Origin of the sequence: Nocardioides jensenii JCM 1364 = NBRC 14755 (assembly GCF_001552535.1) — a bacterium.
Lineage (GTDB): Bacteria > Actinomycetota > Actinomycetes > Propionibacteriales > Nocardioidaceae > Nocardioides > Nocardioides jensenii.
Genome location: NZ_BCRJ01000001.1, coordinates 38795 through 52598, shown reverse-complemented (window position 1 = coordinate 52598; position 13804 = coordinate 38795). Strand labels below are relative to the sequence as shown.

General features: G+C 66.9%; 24 protein-coding genes. 4 read left to right on the top strand and 20 right to left on the bottom strand.

The window, feature by feature from the left end; all coding sequences use genetic code 11:
* Positions 1 to 4 precede the first annotated feature (4 nt).
* The 19 genes from NJ4_RS00350 to NJ4_RS00260 form a co-directional block, all read right to left on the bottom strand.
* A complete protein-coding gene (locus NJ4_RS00350) occupies positions 5 to 484 on the bottom strand; it encodes a hypothetical protein (protein WP_067428487.1) in 480 nt (159 codons plus the stop codon).
* Positions 484 to 831 carry a hypothetical protein gene (locus NJ4_RS00345; protein WP_067428484.1) on the bottom strand — a complete coding sequence of 116 codons (348 nt, stop codon included), beginning with the start codon at positions 829 to 831 and terminating at the stop codon, positions 484 to 486. Before NJ4_RS00345 ends, NJ4_RS00350 begins: the two co-directional genes overlap by 1 nt.
* Positions 828 to 1112 carry a hypothetical protein gene (locus NJ4_RS00340; protein ID WP_157550505.1) on the bottom strand — a complete coding sequence of 95 codons (285 nt, stop codon included), beginning with the start codon at positions 1110 to 1112 and terminating at the stop codon, positions 828 to 830. The genes NJ4_RS00345 and NJ4_RS00340 overlap by 4 nt, the downstream gene beginning before the upstream one ends.
* A gap of 231 nt (positions 1113 to 1343) precedes the next feature.
* Positions 1344 to 1646: a hypothetical protein gene (locus NJ4_RS00335; protein ID WP_067428478.1), complete on the bottom strand. Its 303-nt coding sequence runs from the start codon at positions 1644 to 1646 to the stop codon at positions 1344 to 1346.
* Positions 1643 to 1903, bottom strand: coding sequence for a DNA translocase FtsK (locus NJ4_RS00330; protein ID WP_067428476.1), 261 nt, complete (start codon positions 1901 to 1903; stop codon positions 1643 to 1645). Before NJ4_RS00330 ends, NJ4_RS00335 begins: the two co-directional genes overlap by 4 nt.
* On the bottom strand, positions 1900 to 2769 hold the full coding sequence (locus NJ4_RS00325) for a DUF2303 family protein (protein ID WP_067428473.1): 870 nt from the start codon (positions 2767 to 2769) through the stop codon (positions 1900 to 1902). The genes NJ4_RS00330 and NJ4_RS00325 overlap by 4 nt, the downstream gene beginning before the upstream one ends.
* Position 2770: 1 nt before the next feature.
* Positions 2771 to 3127: a hypothetical protein gene (locus NJ4_RS00320; RefSeq protein ID WP_067428471.1), complete on the bottom strand. Its 357-nt coding sequence runs from the start codon at positions 3125 to 3127 to the stop codon at positions 2771 to 2773.
* A gap of 1 nt (position 3128) precedes the next feature.
* Entirely contained in the window at positions 3129 to 3419 is a 291-nt protein-coding gene (locus NJ4_RS00315) for a hypothetical protein (RefSeq protein WP_067428469.1), read from the bottom strand.
* Between the two features lies 1 nt (position 3420).
* Positions 3421 to 3795 (bottom strand): hypothetical protein, encoded by a 375-nt coding sequence (locus tag NJ4_RS00310; protein ID WP_067428468.1) that lies wholly within the window; start codon positions 3793 to 3795, stop codon positions 3421 to 3423.
* A 103-nt stretch (positions 3796 to 3898) separates the two neighbouring features.
* A complete protein-coding gene (locus NJ4_RS00305; protein WP_067428466.1) occupies positions 3899 to 4084 on the bottom strand; it encodes a hypothetical protein in 186 nt (61 codons plus the stop codon).
* Positions 4081 to 4869 (bottom strand): ParB/RepB/Spo0J family partition protein, encoded by a 789-nt coding sequence (locus NJ4_RS00300; protein WP_067428463.1) that lies wholly within the window; start codon positions 4867 to 4869, stop codon positions 4081 to 4083. Before NJ4_RS00300 ends, NJ4_RS00305 begins: the two co-directional genes overlap by 4 nt.
* Entirely contained in the window at positions 4866 to 5993 is a 1128-nt protein-coding gene (locus NJ4_RS00295) for a ParB/RepB/Spo0J family partition protein (RefSeq protein WP_067428461.1), read from the bottom strand. The genes NJ4_RS00300 and NJ4_RS00295 overlap by 4 nt, the downstream gene beginning before the upstream one ends.
* On the bottom strand, positions 5993 to 6268 hold the full coding sequence (locus NJ4_RS00290; protein ID WP_067428459.1) for a ParB/RepB/Spo0J family partition protein: 276 nt from the start codon (positions 6266 to 6268) through the stop codon (positions 5993 to 5995). Before NJ4_RS00290 ends, NJ4_RS00295 begins: the two co-directional genes overlap by 1 nt.
* Positions 6268 to 6576, bottom strand: coding sequence for a hypothetical protein (locus tag NJ4_RS00285; RefSeq protein ID WP_067428456.1), 309 nt, complete (start codon positions 6574 to 6576; stop codon positions 6268 to 6270). The genes NJ4_RS00290 and NJ4_RS00285 overlap by 1 nt, the downstream gene beginning before the upstream one ends.
* Positions 6573 to 6752 carry a hypothetical protein gene (locus NJ4_RS00280; RefSeq protein WP_067428453.1) on the bottom strand — a complete coding sequence of 60 codons (180 nt, stop codon included), beginning with the start codon at positions 6750 to 6752 and terminating at the stop codon, positions 6573 to 6575. Before NJ4_RS00280 ends, NJ4_RS00285 begins: the two co-directional genes overlap by 4 nt.
* A gap of 313 nt (positions 6753 to 7065) precedes the next feature.
* Positions 7066 to 7527 carry a hypothetical protein gene (locus NJ4_RS00275; protein ID WP_157550503.1) on the bottom strand — a complete coding sequence of 154 codons (462 nt, stop codon included), beginning with the start codon at positions 7525 to 7527 and terminating at the stop codon, positions 7066 to 7068.
* Positions 7528 to 7718: 191 nt separating this feature from the next.
* Entirely contained in the window at positions 7719 to 7940 is a 222-nt protein-coding gene (locus tag NJ4_RS00270; RefSeq protein WP_067428448.1) for a MerR family transcriptional regulator, read from the bottom strand.
* Positions 7937 to 8737, bottom strand: a complete 801-nt coding sequence (locus NJ4_RS00265; protein ID WP_067428445.1) for a phage antirepressor KilAC domain-containing protein — start codon at positions 8735 to 8737, stop codon at positions 7937 to 7939. The genes NJ4_RS00270 and NJ4_RS00265 overlap by 4 nt, the downstream gene beginning before the upstream one ends.
* Positions 8734 to 9246, bottom strand: a complete 513-nt coding sequence (locus NJ4_RS00260) for a hypothetical protein (RefSeq protein ID WP_067428443.1) — start codon at positions 9244 to 9246, stop codon at positions 8734 to 8736. The genes NJ4_RS00265 and NJ4_RS00260 overlap by 4 nt, the downstream gene beginning before the upstream one ends.
* Positions 9247 to 9771: 525 nt before the next feature.
* On the opposite strand from NJ4_RS00260, the gene NJ4_RS00250 reads away from it, so the two are divergent.
* The 4 genes from NJ4_RS00250 (at position 9772) to NJ4_RS00235 (ending at position 12393) form a co-directional block, all read left to right on the top strand.
* Positions 9772 to 10578, top strand: coding sequence for a helix-turn-helix domain-containing protein (locus NJ4_RS00250; protein ID WP_157550501.1), 807 nt, complete (start codon positions 9772 to 9774; stop codon positions 10576 to 10578).
* Between the two features lie 164 nt (positions 10579 to 10742).
* The gene (locus tag NJ4_RS00245; RefSeq protein WP_067428435.1) at positions 10743 to 11435 is read left to right on the top strand and encodes a DUF3800 domain-containing protein; all 693 of its coding nucleotides are present in this window, start codon (positions 10743 to 10745) and stop codon (positions 11433 to 11435) included.
* A 302-nt stretch (positions 11436 to 11737) separates the two neighbouring features.
* Complete coding sequence (locus NJ4_RS00240) at positions 11738 to 12160, top strand: hypothetical protein (RefSeq protein ID WP_217996703.1); 423 nt, start codon at positions 11738 to 11740, stop codon at positions 12158 to 12160.
* Complete coding sequence (locus tag NJ4_RS00235; RefSeq protein ID WP_067428433.1) at positions 12151 to 12393, top strand: DUF3263 domain-containing protein; 243 nt, start codon at positions 12151 to 12153, stop codon at positions 12391 to 12393. Before NJ4_RS00240 ends, NJ4_RS00235 begins: the two co-directional genes overlap by 10 nt.
* Here the strand turns inward: NJ4_RS00235 and NJ4_RS26270 are convergent.
* Positions 12368 to 13708, bottom strand: a complete 1341-nt coding sequence (locus NJ4_RS26270) for a tyrosine-type recombinase/integrase (RefSeq protein WP_067428431.1) — start codon at positions 13706 to 13708, stop codon at positions 12368 to 12370. The genes NJ4_RS00235 and NJ4_RS26270 overlap by 26 nt on opposite strands.
* Positions 13709 to 13804 lie beyond the last annotated feature (96 nt).

The following is a 13804-nucleotide window of genomic DNA, read 5'->3' as shown; positions in this document are numbered from 1 at the left end:
GGGTCTAGTCCTCCTTCAGAGGGATGTGTGAGTAATCAGCGCCGCCACCAGCGAGGAGACGGCCACCGGAGGGGAGCGTTGATCCTTGGTCGTCGTCGCCAGCGGCGCGCTTCTCGAACTCAGCCTCGATCGCCTGAACCATCACGGGAACGGGGTAGCTCGTCTTGGACATCAGCCCGCCGGTCAGGTCGCAGAGCAGGGCCGATAGGCGGTCAGCGAGATCGTCACGCTCGGCCTTGAGCGCGTTGACCGCTTCCACTGCGCGAGGGCCAGTGATCGAGGTGCCGAGGCGGAGGTCAAGCGCCCGGCCCAGCTCTTGCAGGCCTGAGATCACTTCCAGCGCTTCGTCCTTCCAACGTTGAAGACCGACGATCTCGTCGTACCTCCGCATGGCCAGGTGGTAGGCGGCCTCGAAGTTGCGATGCTCGAGACAGATACAGGTGCACGCCTTGGATTCGTCGTGGTGCTTCTGGCAGCCGCACATCAGGTGTCACCAGCGATCCGGTCGGCGCAGTCGTTCAGCAACTTGACGACGGTGGCGGTGAGGTTGCTCCCCATGCAGCGTGCGTCCCAGATGTTCCTGGCAGCGCTGCGGAGGTAATCGGCATCTGCCTCGTCCTGTGTGAGGTGCTTGGGGCCGAATGGGACGGTCGGGCGTGGAATGGTGATGACCTCGGCCAGCGCGTCCCGGTCGTCCGGCGCGCTCTCCCGCTTGGCCGGGGACAGATTCCAGTACCGAGTGATGGCCTGCTCGGTCAGTGACCGCGCGGCCATCTGCTCGGGGCCCGTGAGGTCGGCCTGACGCTTCCTCGCGTCTCCCACGGCGCTCATGATTCGCCACCACCCTTGGTGAACTCGCGGGCGATCCGGGCGGCGTCCCACATGCCTTGGGACCAGCGCGCCTCGTCCTCGCCCGACCAGCGATGACTGCGGAGCCAGCGACGACGACGGGAGAGGCGTCGCTTCTCGATGGCCTCCACGATCTCCTCGACCAGCGCCTTCTCGCGGGCGGTGATGATGCCCTCGACGTCGGCTTGCACGAAGACTCGCCTGAATCCCCAGTCCGAGTGCTTATGACCCAGCAGAGACTCGGCGTCAGAGAGGCCGCTCATGATTGGCCTCGCGTGGTCAGGGTTAGCGAGAGTACGGGCGCGGCGGCATTCGATGCAGGGGGGATCTCGGTCATTACTTCGTCTCCTTGGTGCAGTCAGGGCGCCGGCAAACGCGGCAGATCGGAGTGTCAGTACGGGTTGGGAAGGCCATGACAGCCCTCTCCCCGAGCCGGGCAACGGTGTTCACCGCAGCCACAGCGAGAGCACGCCAAAGCGGGCGCTGGCGGTAGATCATCGGGCCACCCACCAGCGGGGTGTCGGCTCGAGAGCGAGGGTGCCGTCAGCAGGCTTGCCGCTGTCCATGAGCGGAGCGTCGACCCACTCGCCCGACACCCACTTCAGCCGGCCGCCGGCGTTGGGGCACTCGTCGCGGATGTGCTCTGCGTGTGCCTCTCCGATTGCTCGCATGGCGACGAGCCACCCACCGAGGTCGGAGATCGCGCCGGGGCGTACGTCGATCTGCCAGTGGCGGCAGGTCATGCACACCCCGACGTGCTTGCGGAGGTCCGGGCGCTTCTGGGGCTTCGTGATCACTGGCCGCCGCCGATCTGTGCTCGTACGGCGTCGAGCTGGTCAGGGGTGACCAGGACGTCACGGGAGAGCCCCTCGCGCTTGCGGGGGCCGACGACGCCGTGTGCTTCGAGTTCGGTCATGACCCGGGCGGCCTTGTCGTGGCCGATGCCGAGGACGCGTTGCAGCTGCGAGGTGGACCCGAACTGTGTCGTGATGACCAGGCCAGCCGCCTCGAGCAGCAACTCATGGCCGACAGCGGCCGGGCCCACCCCGTTCACTCGGGGCGACCCTGGAACAGGGGCGCGGTGATCTCTGCGCGGACCGAGTCGACGTAGTCGAGGAACACCCGCTGGGCGATCTCCTCCACGTTCAGCAGGGCATAAGAGAGGACAAGCTTCCCGGAGTTGATGCGGTACCGGAACCGGGCGTCGACGGGGACACGCTCAGCGCCCTCGAACGGTGCCAGGGCGACGGTGAAGGTCTTCGGGATCTCCAGGTCACCGGACTGGCCGGCGCGGGCGGTGGTGGTCTCCTCGTAGCGCAGGGACACGTTGCCGTCGGAGAGCCGCTGGGCGGACTTGAAGTCAGCACCGACGGCGGCGTGGAAGTGCTCGGCGATCTCCAACATGGTGGCGGCGTCGGGGTTGAGGATGTCGACGGCGTTGTCCTCGAGGTGCTCGGCGAACTCGGACTGGTTCAGCCACTGCTTGTCGCGGCCGGTCCACTTCTGCCAGGCCTTGGTGGGGAGCAGCTCGAGGGCGACACGGTGGTCGCCGTGCCCTGCCACGCCCTCAGTGATGCGGTCTTCGCTGGCCTCGTCGTGGGCGTTGATGACGCCGACGAGGCGGGTGCGGGACAGGTCGGCCCACACCTCGGTCGCCGAGAGGGCGTGCTTGGCGAGGTACTCGATGAACGAGGAGGCGTCCTGGACGTGGACGGTGCCGGTCTTGCGGCGCGGGAAGATCGCCAGCTTGTCCTCGAGGGCTTCGAGGTCGATGTGCTCGAGGCGGGCGCCGGCGGGGACGAGTTGGGTGAAGAACCGTGCCCCGTCTTCGGGGATGGGGGTGAGGCGGCCGACGTTCTCGCCGGCGCGGACTGCAGCCTCGATCCCCGTGGCGGGTGCGGTGGTGGTGTTCTCGGTCATGTCAGTTGGCCTTCCGGTGCTCGTCGGTGACGGGGGTGGCAGGGACGGCGCGCATGCCGTCGAACTGCTCCTGGTTGGGGTCGGTGCGGGTGAGGTTGCCGTCGTCGGTGAGGAAGAACAGGGACGGCTTCACGGTGCGGCGGGGTGCCTTGGTGGTGATCTGGTCGGTGACCTTCATGCGGGTGGAGAAGTCGTCCTTGTCGGGGTCGAACGTGAGCTTGAGGACGACCTCGCCCTTCTTGCCGGTGTCGATGCACGCCTCGAGGACGGCCGCGAAGGCGTCGGTGAGTTCGGTGTGGAGCTTCCCGCGGCGGATGTCTGCGATGACATCGAGCGCGGGACGGTGGAAGGTGCTCATATCAGTCGGTTTCCTTCGGTGTGGTGGGTTGGCAAACGTGGAGGTGGAACCACTGCATGTCGCGGACCTCGGCCATCGCTTCGACGTCGGAGATGTGGTCACGCACCTGGATCTGTTCGGCCAGGTGCAGGGGCCGGTACGCCGAGGCGCCGACGACGGGGTAGGCGTTCGCGGTGTTCGGGTGGTGCCCGTCGATCGGCTTGGCGTCGAATGGGGCCTGCTTCGGGCTGGACGGGTGCTTGAAGAACACGAGTGCGGCGGCGCAGGACCGGCAGCGGGCTGGCTTTCCCATGTCAGGCCGCCACCTTCTGGTGGCGGTTGGGCTTGGTCAGGTCGTTGATGTTGGAGCCGTCGGGCCAGGTGTTCCAGTCGTGGGGGTTGTTGCGGATCAGGGTGGTCAGCAGGTCCCGTTCGTTGGCTCGGCGGAGCAGCTGCTCGACGGACTTCCACTTCATCCCGATGCGTCGGGCAGCGCCGTGGAGGCCTTCGCCGTGCTCGGCCATCCAGCGGAGGTCCTCGACCCGTTCGGCCCTGACCCGGGCGATGGTGGCTCGGCGGTTGCAGTCGGCCGTGCGGCCGGGGCAGCGGAGGCCGTTCGGGGTGGCGCGGGCCATGGAGCCGGCGAGGCGTGTTCCGCAGAGGTAGCAGTCCAGTCCGGGGATCCTCATTCGTCCTCACCGGCCTTGGTGTCGGACACCCACCGCTGCACACCGTTCTTGTCGGCGACCCAGCGGCCACCGGCGAGGGTGTCGGAGTCTTCGGCGTACCGGGTCACGAGATCACCACCCGCGGAGTCGTGTGCTGCTCGGACTGGGCTGCGGTGACGACGGTGACTGGCGACGACCAGATCCCGGTGCGGGACTGCCAGGCGAAGTCGTCGCTGGTGGCGATGTTCACCTCGACCTCGTAGTAACCCGGCAATTCGGCCAGGGCCTCGCGGAGTTGTTCGACGTTCACGCGACCACCGCCGTCGTCTGGGTGGTGTCGCACAGGACGCAACGACCACGTTCGTTGGACTGGTCGTTGAGGACCTCACGCTCGTTGGCTCGGATCACCGTCTCCCAGCACTCACCGCACGCGACGCCACCGACTGAAGCGCCGCCGCCACGCTTGTGGCCCAGGGACCGGCAGCGGTTGGCGGCCTTCGTGGCGAGGTCGTGCGAGGTGGACAGGTGGGCAGCGGACTTCTTGCCCGCGGCGCCGGGGCGGGTGCGGCCGGACTCGATGCGCGCCTTCTTCACCGCGGCGGTGATGGTGCCGAACCCGGCACGCAGCTGCTCTTGTTCCTCGGTGGGAAGTGAGAGCAGGGTGATGCGCGCGGAGACGTGGCCTTGGGAGCGGCCGATCTTCCTGGCGATGTCCTGGTCGGTCATGCCCTTGTTCTTCAGCTTCCGCAGAGCCCGTGCTTCCTCGATGGGGTCGAGGTCGGCTCGCTGACCGTTCTCGACGAGCATCGCCAGGAGCTCGTCGTCGGGGAGGAGGTCCTTGCGGATCACACAGGGGAGTTCCTTGATGCGGGCGAGCTTCGCGGCCGCGAGACGACGGTGGCCTGCGACGACTCGGAACCCGTCGATACCGGGGATCTTCTGCACGATCAGCGGCTGGATCAGCCCGTTCTCGTAGATCGACTGGGCGAGCTCGTCGAGGCCGGTGAGGTTCTCCCGCGGGTTGTTGGGTGACGGGTGGATCTCCTCCACGTCGACGATCGCGAGACCCCGGACGGGGCGTGCGGTGCCGGTCACTGGTCATCACCGCCGGCTTCAGCGAGTTCGGTGAGAGCCGCGACGCGGTCCTTCTCAGGGGTGGACAGTGAGTAACCGGCGCTCTCAAGCCAGGCCCACCCGGCCAGCACGTTGGCGAGCTGGTCCGGGTCGTCGTCGATGGACCAGTGGCCGGCGTCGACCTGGAACACGGACGTCTCGAGCAGGCAGGTGAGGAGTAGCCACAGCCCCCCGACCGGATTCGTGTCGACCTGGGCGGTCACGTGCTTGTTGATCTGTGTCCGGCGGTTGTCCCAGCCGATCTCTTCCGGGTCAAGGCCGAGGGACGAAAGTCGTTCGATGTCGTTCATGTAGTCGTCGACTGCGGGGTCGTTGAGCACGGCCGGCACCAGGGCGGTGGCGAGGGGGCCGAATGCCTTTGTCTTGGTGGGTGCCACCAGTGCCGCGAGGTGCTCACGGATCCACGCCGTACGAACCTTCGTGCTGGCCGACCACTCCACCCGGGCCTTCTCGCTGGCTTCCCGGGCGGCCTCGAACTGTGCCCGGCGGGCCCGGTCCTCTTCGGCTTCCTCGGGGGACAGTGACGGGTTGCGGGTTTCGGCTTCCTCGTCGGCGTGTGACTCGGGGTCCAGGCACACCAGCTGCGGTTCGCCGTAGGAGTCGATCGACCCGAGGTAACCCAGGCACTCGCAGTGGGTGTGGCCCCCTGCTTCACGCAGGTCAGCGGAGCGGAACTGATACAGGTGAGCGGGCTTGTCCTCGGCGGTCGCCTCGACGGCACCGAGCTCCTGGTACGCCTCGATGGTCTCGGTGTTCCGTGCGATGCGCTGTCGGCGTGCTCGTTCGTTCTGCACCTGGTACGCGAAGTCCCGGTCACCCAGCACTGCCTCGAGGCGGGCTGATGCTTCGTGGTCGTCTGCGAACTCCAGCAGGGCCTGGGCGTCAGCGAGGGTCGCCTGCCCGTCGTGGAGTTGCTCGCGTGCCTTCTCGGGGAGGTCGTTCAGCTTGAGGCGGGACTTCACGGTGCGCAGGGAGCGGCCGGTCTTGGCGGCGATGACCTTCGCGTCCATGCCGCCGAGCACCAGCTGCTCGTAGGCCTGGGCTTCCTCGACCTCGCTGATGTCGGTGCGGAGGAGGTTCTCCATCAGCATGACCTCGACTGCTTCGCTTCGGTGTCGAGGTCGTCGCGGAGCATGGCGGGCAGGGACGTGAGGCCGGCCTTCACCGCGGCGTCGTAGCGGCGGTTCCCGGCGATGAGGAACCGGACCCCGTCGGCGTCTTCGGGGCCGAGGAGGACGGGCTCATGGATGCCGGCCTCGAGGACCGACGACACGAGCTCCTCGTCGGCGACGGCGGAGCGGCGAATGTTCCGCGGGTGCGGTGCCACCTGGTCGATCGGGACGATCGCGAACGTGGTCATCAGTGCTGCTCCTTGGCTGCTGCGAAGACTGAGACGGGCGGGAGGAGGCCGTTCTGCTCGTCGGCGTCGACCGCTGCGACGAGCAGAAGGACGATGTCGGCGACCCAGGCGGCCTTGCCGGGTGCGCCGTTGAAGACGCGGCTGATGTACGTCGCGTGGGACCGGGCGTCAGCTGAGGTGATGAAGTACGACGCGTTGTCGTCGCCGTTCACCGTCCCGACCACCACCCGACCGTCGACGGCGGTGACGCGGAGGTCACGGACAGGGAGACGGTTCAGCACGTCCCGGGTGGTCAGGGTGGTGGTCATGCTGTGCCTCCATCGATCGGGCGGGTGGACGGGTGGACCAGGCGGCGGCGGAGGTGTTCGTTCTCCGCGGCGAGGCGACGATTGGTGGCGGCGAGGTTCTGGTCGCCACCGACAGCGATGGTCAGCAGCGCCAGGAGGAGACACACCGCGAGGACGAGGACGAAGGTGACGGTCATGCCGGCACCGCCGTCGTGGTGACGGGTTCGGTGATCTGGAAGCCGAGCAACCGGGCGATCTCTGGGGCACCGGCGGCGTGCTCGTCGCACGACCGCATCACCCACGCGAGGCCAGACTGCGACCGGAACTTGATCGCCTGGGTGGTCGGCCGGGTGCAGTCGAAACGGCACTGGTCGGGGGGTTGACTGGCCGAGGATCATGCCGTCACCGCGCGGCCCGTGGTGGTGAAGGTGGTCATCGCTAGGATGTCCTTTCGTAGGGCGGTCCCGTTTGCGTCTTGGTCGATGTGGCGGGGCCGCTGTTTTTGTTGGGTTACGCGGACTTCGTGTGTTCGGCGTTGACGAACCCGATCTGTTCTCGCCGGGTCTCCTTCTCGGCCCAGGCGTCGTGCCGGTCACGGCGACGCTGCTCGGCCGCCAGGGCCCGGCGGCCTGCTTCGATCTCCCGGGCCTCCTCGGTGATGGCGTTGTGTGTGCCACCGACCCGGACCCGCGCTGTTGCGAGGTGCTTGTCGATCGGCGGCGTGGTCTTCCCGGTGGGGGAGAGGACCGGGTCCTTCTTGCAGACGGGGAACCCGACGACCAGGAGTGCCAGGTGTTCGAGCTGCTCGACCTCGGTCACGGTCTGTGCGGCGTAGGCGCGGTATGCCAGGTCGAACCCGGTCACCCCGGCGTACGCCGCCATGTGCTCGTCACGGGTGATGGGCTCGGCCTGCCTGGCCTTCCCCGGTCGCAGGCAGGCCGAGCACCGCAGACACAGGGACTCGTCGCCCACGACCCGAGGGTCGAGAACGACCCGCAGACGACGAGTCCGTGTGTTGCAAACCGTCCGGCCGGAACGGGGGATGAAACGGCCGGACGGCGTCATGGGACCCACGTACACGTGGGTGACGCCACCGTGAGGACGATGGGCGAGGACCGCGCCGCCGCCAGCGGTCGTGAGGGCCTGGTGGGCGGACATGGTGGTCATGCCTTCGCCTTCGCGCGCCGCCGCCGGCGGCGGGTGGTGTTGGTGCCGGCGTCGACCATCTCCGCGATGGCTTCCTTCGACACCAGCCACCGGCCGGCGACCTTCGAGCCACGCAGCTTCCCAGCGCGCAGCTGCGCGCGGATCCAGTCGGCGTTCCCGAACGGCAGCAGCCGCTGCTCGACAGCCTGCTCGGGGGTGAGGAGGTCGGTGTCGGTCATCGGTCGGTTCCCGTCTGGAGCATGGACACGTTGCCGGACATGAGCGTCAGGAGTCGCTCGATGCCCTTCGGGGTGACCCGGACCTGGGGCTTGCCCTGTTTCCGCTCCCCGGTGACGTCGTCGAAGTAGCCGCCCGTGATCCGCTCGACCACCAGGCCGGCGTTGACTGCGGTCTGCATGGCCTGCCACCGGTCGCCGCGGCGGAACACCCAGCGGGCGTCGTCGCGGAGATAGTCGAAGAGCTTCCGTGGACCGGTCCCGACTCCGGCGCGGCCAAGGATCTTCGCGGCGTCGGAGACGGTGTAGTCGCCCTGCGCGGAGGCGAGACCTTCCCAGGCAGCGGCCGGCGCTTCGAGCTCGAGGACCAAGGCCTCGGCCTGCTCCTTCGCCTTGACCGCCTCGATCCGCTCGAGCTCGGCGTCACGAGCGATGTCGATCAACTCGAGGCGGGACAGTTCGCGGCGTGGCTGGATCTCACCGAAGGATCCGGTCCTGCGGATCTGGGGGAGCACCTCGCTGGTAACCCACTGGCGGAATGCGCGGGCACCGGTGGCATTGCTCCGGTAGACGGCGTCGTACATCCCAGACTCGTTGATCACCGTCATGCGCTGGTCGCCGCCAGGGGTACTCACAATTGCGTAACCCGTGTCGGCCTCATCAAGCCGCCGCGTCATGTCGGAGGCCATCCGGTATTCGAGGACGGTCGCTATATCTCCCGCGACGAACCAGGTCGAGCCGTCCATTTCGACGGTTCGGACGCGGTGCCCCTCGAAAGCGAACGCGATCAGCCCGGTCATCGGGGACCACCGTCCAGCCCGCCGCGGCCGGCAGAGGATCCAGCCGCGGCAGGACTGTCGGTGACGCTCCGTACCCTCGAGCCAGGGGCTGTAACAGCAGCCGCCTGACTGTCACCAGGAACAGAGGACATCTCATGGCCCGCATCCACCCTGACCCCTACGGAACGAACGGTCTCCGTGACGAGGTCAGCAGCCTGAAGAAGCGTGTCCAGACTCTCGAGGAGTTCCTCGCTCATCAGGGCTTCGTCGTCGTGCAACCAGAGGCTGACCGAGCCGAGTAGGTTCGACAGGACAGCGCAGACGTTCGCCGCTGCTACGCGGGGTGACTCATCGAGTACCAGCTCCTTGACCTTGGTGGAGGAGCGGACGCACTCGCGCGCTTCGTGGAACCGGACCTCGGTCTCGTAGTGGTCCTGCGCAGCCATGTCGTCGTCGGTCCAGTCATCGCCACCACCAGCGATCCCGAACGCTGCACCGCAGCGGGTGCAGTCGTAGTTCTCGGCGCTCATGCTGGGGTCCGTGCACGCTTGACCGAAGGTCGTCGCACAGGCGACCCGGAAGGGTCGAACAGGGTGCCAGGGAGGACGCGCAGCGCCTCCTCGATGAGGCGGCCGACTTCCGTCGTGCAGGTGGTCCGCTCGCCGCTGACCAGCATGTGAATGAACTGCCGAGAGCAGCCGGCGTACCTCGAAAGGCGGGCCTGCGTGAAGTCATTGGCCTTCATGTAATCGACCAGGAGTTTCGGGTTACGCAGTCGCATCCATCTGCCTCTCGATCCGCGTCGTCGTTGGCGTTGCCTCATCCTGCACCTCCTTCTACTTGGTTGTCAACGGGAACACGACTAATAGTCCACGATCCGTGGACATTCTGTCAACTACTTACACGGGAGTAGTTCTGCAGGCAGGCGAATACTTTGCCGTTCGCGCGGGAAACGGTTAGTTGACATGATGTGTACGCCGAAGCGACGGAAGCCGGTTGACGAACCATGTCGGCCACGTTCGCCACACCCGCGTCAGACGTAGGACGGTTCATCCATGACACATGCACTCACGCGGTTCATTCGTGGCGAGATGGACGAGCGCGGGTGGCGCAACGTCGACCTCGAGAAGAAGTCCACGCTGTCCAAGCAGCTGGTCTCGAAACTCGTGAACGATTCCCGCGATCGCCTATCCCGGCTGCCAGACCGGGCGACGATCGAGGGCCTGGCGAAGGCATTCAGCGTGCCGCCTACCAGCGTGCTGGCCAAGGCCGTGGAGGCTCTCGACCTGGGCTTCGACGCCGGCGATATCGAGTCACCCATCCGAGAGTTGCCAGACGAGGATCTCCTCGCGGAGGTGGGGCGTCGACTTCGGGCTGTCAGGCACAACGCTGGGTCGGGGAAGACCCACTCGATGATCAGCGAACAGGTGGGCAACAGCAACGTGGAGTCGATGGCCATCCGCCGAACCGAGAACAACGGCAGCAGTGGCGACGACATGGACGCCTACCTCGAGCTCCTCGGTGTCATCGACGCAAGCGACAACCCTGAACAGGTCCTCGACCAGGCAGCGGGCGTCGCGCTCACCGACGGGCAACGCATGCTGCTCGAGGACCGCGTCAAGGACCGACGGGTCGTGCTCGACCGCGACCAGCTCCAGGGCCGCCGCACCGAACGCACAAGTGGGAGAGGTCTGGCGCGTAAGGCGTCTCCCGCCACCCCCGACCTTGACACGAACACCAGTGCAAGTGCGAGATGGATCCCCGATGTCCAGAAATCAGCGTCGAAGCGCGGCACCCCGTCGCGGCACGAGACGGATCGGCCACAGAACGAAGCCGGCGAAGAGAACCAAGATCACCAGTAAGTCGTAGCGGACGGACATAGGGTGATTGATGAGCCGCCGACACTCAGGCGGGTGGGGGCACGCGAACGTCTAGGGGAACTGGGATCGATGGTTGTGAGCAGGGGAGAAGTGTGACGCGCGATCGTCGTCGAGTGGCTGGGGCGCGGCACGTCGCCAAGGAGCGAGTGGCAGCACAGGCCGCGACGTTCTGGATCGACGAGAGCGGCGCGCGCGGATCGGCGGGTAAGGGCTACGTCCTTGCCGGAGTCAAAACGCGTCACCCGGACATGCTCGCGCGACAGATCGCTGGCGTCCGAGACAAGTTCGAGTACAAGGGTGAGTTCAAGTTCAACAAGGTGACGGAGTACAACTTCGACCGCTTCGCCGCAGTGCTGGACGTTGTCGAGAAGAGCGACGCACACCTGGTCGCGACCGTGGTCGACTCGAGGTACAACCCGTTCAAGGGGTCGGAGTCCTGGGCGGTGCAGGCTGACCTGATCTCACATCTCATCCAAGGTGGCCTGAACCGAAACGAGGTGGCCGTCGCATTCATGGACGTCATCACCACGCCGGTGCACATCGGTTTGGGCGCGGAGGTGAAGCGCAGGGCGAATGCGCAGCTCCAGGGAGCTCCGCTGATCCAGGCCGTGTCGCTGGACTCCAAGTGCAACGACCTGCTGCAGCTGGCGGACATGTTCGCTGGAGCGATCCGACACATCCGGTTCGAGGCGCCCACAGAATCACGAACGGGGCGCGAGAAGCGGCGCCTTGCGCGCCGGGTGGCTGAGTCGTTCGATGTCGAGGACCTCTGCGATCGACACAAGGAGAGGGTGAACATCCTCACCCTGAACGGGGCTAGGAAATTGCCCAGATCTTGATACTGACCCTCATTGTGTGTCTACACTGTGCGTGTGTGGGGCGAGAGCGATAGGGCTCTGAGTTCCGCGCATCGGCGAGAGCGATAGGGCTCTGAGTCGATAAATGACAGGCTAGGACCTGTCACCACCACATTGGCAAATGAGCGGTTGCGGGGCCTTCCCCCAACTACATCACCGGCGGGCGTCTCACTCACGTGAGGCGCCCGTTCGGCCGTTGTGGGTGCCCATCTCTACCGTCCTGCTTCATGTGGGGGATGAAGAATCGATGGAACCCGTGGCGGTCGCTGAGGTGCCGGCCTGACGTGACGTTGGTGTTCGCCGACCCGGGTCCGGGGACGTTGGGTCGGGTGGACTACGCGCACCAGTTGATCACCCTGCACCCGGACCTGCTGCAGACCGAGCGCAGGTCGACGTTGACGCACGAGCTGATTCACCTCGAGCGTGGCCCGGCCGCCCCGGGATGCGAGGCGCGTGAGGAACTGTGCGTGGATCGCGAGGCCGCGCTCCGCCTCGTTGAGCTCGCGGACCTGGTGACAGCGGCGCAGTGGACCGACGACGTGCACGAGCTCGCGTTCGAGCTGTGGGTCGACCCCGACACCGTCCGGGTGCGGTTGCGTCACCTCACTGGCCGGGAGCATGCAGTGCTCGCGCGTGTCCGTGCGTCCCGGGACGGGGAGTCGTCCGACGATGGGGGAGACGCTGTGGAGGTGGAGACGTGGGCCTGAGTGATCGGGACAAGGCGGTGCTCGAGTTCGAGCGCCTCGAGTGGAGGTACCTGGGCGCGAAGGTCGCCGAGGTGCGCGACCGGTTCGGGCTCTCGGAGCCGCGGTACTTCCAGCTGGTGAACCACCTCATCGACCAGCCCGAGGCGATGGCGTACGACGCGCCCACGGTGCGGCGCCTGCAGCGGCTCCGAGAACAGCGGGCCCGGGTCAGGTCGTCGACGCGGGAGCGGTGAGCTCCTTCGCGGGCTTGTCCTCGTTGGCCGCCAGTGCGGTGCGGGCGAACGCCAGGGCCGCGGCTTGGGCGGCCTCGCGTTGCATGTCGGGGAGCAGATGGCCATAGACCCGGCGGGTGGTGGCGTAGTCCTCGTGACCCAGCCGCTCCTGGATGACCTCGAGGCGGATGCCCTGGGCGATCAGCCACGACGCGTGGGTGTGGCGGGCGTCGTGGATCCTCGGCCGTGACGCGAGGGTGCCGGGGCAACCGCACGGTTCGATCGGGATGTGGTGACGCTTCTCGTTCTTCTCGGTGTGGACCTTGCACAGGTGCGGCTTCCCCGTCCCGCAGCGGCAGCCCTTCGGCATGTGCTCGGCGCAGACGCTGGCGCGGATGGTCGCGGGTCGCCAGATCCGGTTGTAGAAGTTCGCGTGGGTGATCCGCAGCCCGGACGGGGTGGTGAAGACCAGGTCGCTGGCGGCCTTGTTCTTGAGCTGGGCCTCGTAGGCATCGACGACGACCGGGTCGACCCAGATCGGGCGGCGTGACTTCTTCGACTTCGGCGGCCCGAGCCGGTTGCCCTTCTTCCAGGCCCTGGCCACCCGGATCAGTGGCGCCTCGGTGAAGATGTCGTCGTCCCAGTGGCCGGCGGCCAGGTCGGCGTCGCGTTTCTGCTGGGCGGTGATCTCACCGAACCGCATGCCGGTACCGAACAGGGTGGCCACAAAGGGGCGGTACCACTCGGGGAACTGGGCATAGAGGATGTCGAACTCGGCGTAGGTCAGGAACCGGATGTCGTCGGTGTCCTCCTCGCCGTCGCGAGAGATCCGGATACGGCGGGCCGGGTTGGCGGTGACGTGGCCGCGTTCGATCGCGGTCTCGAAGAGGCTCGACAGGACCGACAGCGCGTTCTTGATGGTCTTCGGCTTCACCGTGCCGGTGGCGGCGTTGACCCAGTCGGCGACCTCGTCGCGGGTGACCTCGTCCAGGCGCAACGGGCCAAGGTCGGGGAGCCAGCTGCGGCGCGCTTCGGCGCGGTACCCGTCACGTGAGGCCTGCTCGATGCCGGTGAGCTGGCGCAGGTGGGTCTCGAGCATCTCCGCGACGGTGGGGATGTAGGCGTCGGATCCCTTTTCCTCGCGGTCGCGGCGGGCGATCGCGCGGGCGGGCCCGACCTTGGGGTCCTTGCACTGGATCGCGAAGGCCTGGGCGGCGGCTTCGGAGTCGAAGGTCTCGGTGGACTGGCGGCCGTCGACGCGGACGCGGACGCGGTAGGTGAGGGTGCCGTCGGTGCGTTCGTACGTCGTCACCTTGGGGTTGATTGGCCTGCCCATGTCACTGAGGGTACGCCAGGAGTTTGAGTAATTGAGCGAGTAACCGTTAAAAAACAAGACCCCCTCTTACCTGTCTGCGCAGGTCAGAGGGGGTCT